Consider the following 3,641-nt stretch of genomic DNA (forward strand, 5'->3'; position numbering starts at 1 on the left):
CTACTTGCCCGGCGACACCGGCTTGCGGCCGCGGATGCGCTGACGCCAGAAGATGCTGAAGCGGCGGCGGGTGCGGATGAAGCCGGCCGAGACGGTCGGGCGGATCAGCGGCACGTCGACGGCGAGCAGCATCAGGCCGAGCGGGAGCATCCAGATGCCGAGGACCGGCAGGAAGGAGAAGACGCCGCCGAGCAGGAGCAGCACCGCCGTCGGCAGGCGCACGATGCGCATCCCGTCCCGGAGCAGCCGCTCGCTCACCGGCCGCGTCGCCGGCATCGCCCGCGACAGCGCCTCGAACTGGCGGCGAAGACGTTTCTTGTCCTTCCTCACGCTTCGCGCATCGGCCTCCCTTCTTCGCAATTGGGACTATCGGCGACGATCATCAAGACTTTCTGACGCCGGTTCACGGATTCTGCATCCGGATCCGGGCAGGCCGCGGCTCGCCGCTCCGGGGAGGCCGCGGGGAAGTGGAGTGGCGATGTCGGCGCGCTCGCGACGCGAGCAGGGGCGGGGCGGCCGATTCGGCCGGCCCGCGCCTTCAGCGTCCCTTGAAGAGGCCGCCGAGGATGCCGCGCACGAGCTGCTGGCCCTGGCGGGTGCCGAGCTGCTTGATGACGGTGCGGGTGATCTCGGTGGTGATCGAGGGCTGCGCCCGGCCGCGCGCGGGCGCGGGCTGGTAGCGCCGGGCCTGCCTGAGCTCGGCGTCGCGCTGGGCGGCCTGCTTCAGCATCTCCTCGGCCATCGCCGCCTCGCCCGCCGCCTTCTCGGCGCGGGCGGAGAGGATTTCGTGCGCCGACTCGCGGTCGAGCGGCGTCTCGTACTTGCCGGCGAGGGGCGAGTCCGCCAGCGTCTGCGCCCGCTCGCCGGGCGTGATCGGGCCCATGCGCGACTCGGGCGGGCGGATCAGCGTGCGGCTGACCATGGCCGGCACGCCCTTCGCCTCGAGGAGCGAGACGACGGCCTCCCCGGTCCCGACCTCGCGGATCGCGGTCTCGGTGTCGAACTCGGGGTTGGGGCGGAAGGTCTCGGCCGCCTGGCGCAGCGCCTTGGCGTCGCGCGGGGTGAAGGCGCGCAGCGCGTGCTGGATGCGGTTGCCGAGCTGGGCGAGCACGTCCTGCGGCACGTCGTCGGGGTTCTGGGTGCAGAAGTAGACGCCGACCCCCTTGGAGCGGATCAGGCGGACGACCTGCACCACCTTCTCGGTCAGCGCCTTCGGCGCGTCGGTGAAGAGGAGGTGCGCCTCGTCGAAGAAGAAGACGAGGACGGGCTTGTCCGGGTCGCCGACCTCGGGCAGCTGCTCGAAGAGCTCGGAGAGGAGCCAGAGCAGGAACATGGCGTAGAGCCTGGGCGACTGCATCAGCCGGTCGGACATGAGGATGTTGACCCGCCCCATGCCGTCGGGGCCGGTCGCGATCAGGTCCGTGAGCGCGAGGGCCGGCTCGCCGAGGAAGTCCTTCGCCCCCTGGTTCTCGAGCACCAGCAGCGCACGCTGGATGGCGCCGATCGAGGCGGGGGCGACGTTGCCGTAGGTGCGGCCGACCTCCTGGGCGTTCTCGCCGAGCCAGACGAGGACCGACTGCAGATCCTTGAGATCGAGGAGCGCGAGCCCCTGCTCGTCGGCCACGCGGAAGGCGATGTTGAGCACCCCCTCCTGCGCGTCCGATAGCTCCATCATGCGGGCAAGGAGGAGCGGGCCCATCTCGCTCACCGTGGTGCGGACCGGGTGGCCCTGCGCGCCGAAGAGATCCCAGAAGACTACAGGATAGGCGCGGTAGGCGAAGTCGGCCATGCCGATCTGCGCCGCGCGGTTCGTGAGCGATTCGTGCGCCTTGCCGGCCGGATCTCCGGGGCGCGACAGGCCGGAGACGTCGCCCTTCACGTCCTGGACCACCACCGGTACGCCGGCGGCGGAGAAGCCCTCGGCGAGGATCTGCACGGTCACCGTCTTGCCGGTGCCGGTCGCGCCGGTGATGAGACCATGGCGATTACCGTAGCGCAGCAGCAGCTCGCGAGGCTCGGCATGGTCCTTGCCGCCGCCTCCCACCAGGATCCCGTCCTCGGCCATGCGCGCTCCCGGAAAATCGTTGGATTCAAAATCGAATATTAAGCATCGCCTCCTAGAGTGCAATGCGTGTCCCGGTTGTTCCTCCGTTCCGGGGCACGTGTTTTCCTCGCTGTATCACTCGGGTCGCGGTAACAACGCCGCGACCCCTTTTTTCGCATTTCACGTTGTTGCAAAATGCACTTGTCCGACACGCTTGACCCGATTTCTCATCTAGCGTAGCGTCCGCCTCATCGTTCGGCCTAGTCCGACAGGGAAGTCGCGAAAGCGAGGGAAAGGGCGCCCCCGGGCGCCCTTTTCACTTGGCCGCGAGCCTTCCGGCCGCGCTCTCCAGGGGCGTTGACAGTCGTCCCGCGGGATGACAATCCCGCGGGAATCCCATGCGCGATGCCCGGACGCGGGCCGGGGTCGCGCGTCGCCAGATCACGAGGAGCGAGCAGCACGATGCAACCGATCCGGAACCGCCTCATCCTGGCCGCGCTCGGGCTGGCGCTCGCCGGCCCCCTCGCCGCGCAGGAGGCGGAAGCCCCGGCCGCCGACGCTCCGGCCGCCGAGGCCCCGGCCGCCGAGGCTCCGGCGAGCGAGGCGCCTGCGGCCGCGCCCGAGGCCCCGGCCGAGACGGCCCCGGCCGAGGCCGCTCCCCAGGACGGCCAGGCCGCGCAGGAAGGCGCGGGCACGCCCGGGGCGGGCGACCCGGCACAGCCCGAGGTCATGGAGATCGTCAAGGACACCTTCGGCGACTGGCAGATCCGCTGCGCCCCCGACGGCGACGAATGCTTCATGTACCAGCTCGCCACCGACGAGCAGAAGAACCCGGTGGCCGAGGTCAGCCTGCTGAAGCTGCCCGAGCAGTCCGAGGCCGATGCCGGCGTCACCGTGGTGACCCCGCTCGGGACGCTGCTCACCACCGGCGTCATCCTGCAGGTCGACAACGGCGAGAAGCGCCAGTACCCGTTCGCCTGGTGCAGCCAGGTCGGCTGCTTCGCGCGCTTCGGGCTGGCCAAGCCGTCGATCGACGCGCTGAAGCGCGGCAAGGCCGGCAAGATCACCCTCATCTCGGTGGGCCGCCCCGACCGCCCCGTCGAGCTCGACCTCTCGCTCTCGGGCTTCACCGCCGCCTTCGACGCGCTCGAGATCCCGGTGCTGCCGGAGGGCGCCCTGCTGCCGCCGAACCCGGCCCCGGCTCCCGCCGCGCAGCAGCCGGCGGCGCGCCCGGCCCCGGCCAAGCCGCTGCCCGACCTGCAGCCCAAGCGCTGATCCCGCCCGACTGCGTCCGGAGCCACCGCTCCGGGCGCGGTCAGCGAAGGCCTCAGCCGAAGGCGCGCAGCACCAGGACGGCGTTCATCCCCCCGAAGGCGAAGGCATTCGACATCACCGCCCGCACCCGGCGCTGGCGCGCCTCGTTCGGCACCACGTCGAGGTCGCACTCGGGGTCGGGCTCCTCGTAGTTGATCGTCGGCGCGATCACCCCGTCGCCGAGCGCCATCACGCAGGCGACGAGCTCGACCGCGCCCGTCCCGCCGATCAGGTGCCCGTGCATCGACTTGGTCGAGGAGATCATCAGCCGGTCGGCATGATC

General features: G+C 71.0%; 3 protein-coding genes and 1 pseudogene. 1 reads left to right on the forward strand and 3 read right to left on the reverse strand.

From position 1 onward, the window contains the following. Together Q0112_RS08165 and Q0112_RS08170 are read right to left on the reverse strand one after the other, a co-directional pair. Positions 1–330, reverse strand: coding sequence for a tryptophan synthase subunit beta (locus Q0112_RS08165; protein WP_297973781.1), 330 nt, complete (start codon positions 328–330; stop codon positions 1–3). A 208-nt stretch (positions 331–538) separates the two neighbouring features. Further along, on the reverse strand, positions 539–2,065 hold the full coding sequence (locus Q0112_RS08170; RefSeq protein WP_297973784.1) for a helicase HerA-like domain-containing protein: 1,527 nt from the start codon (positions 2,063–2,065) through the stop codon (positions 539–541). Positions 2,066–2,506: 441 nt separating this feature from the next. On the opposite strand from Q0112_RS08170, the gene Q0112_RS08175 reads away from it, so the two are divergent. Then, positions 2,507–3,319, forward strand: a complete 813-nt coding sequence (locus Q0112_RS08175) for an invasion associated locus B family protein (protein ID WP_297973787.1) — start codon at positions 2,507–2,509, stop codon at positions 3,317–3,319. 52 nt (positions 3,320–3,371) lie between these two features. Here the strand turns inward: Q0112_RS08175 and Q0112_RS08180 are convergent. Continuing rightward, positions 3,372–3,641, reverse strand: a pseudogene (locus Q0112_RS08180) (beta-ACP synthase); the annotation flags it as partial.

It is taken from the genome of uncultured Amaricoccus sp., assembly GCF_937858865.1.
Taxonomy (GTDB): domain Bacteria; phylum Pseudomonadota; class Alphaproteobacteria; order Rhodobacterales; family Rhodobacteraceae; genus Amaricoccus.

Bases quoted from the DNA above. Each gene is read 5' to 3' on its own strand.
- Q0112_RS08170 (WP_297973784.1), bottom strand. From the start codon at position 2,065: ATGGCCGAGGACGGGATCCTGGTGGGAGGCGGCGGCAAGGACCATGCC.
- Q0112_RS08175 (WP_297973787.1), top strand. From the start codon at position 2,507: ATGCAACCGATCCGGAACCGCCTCATCCTGGCCGCGCTCGGGCTGGCG.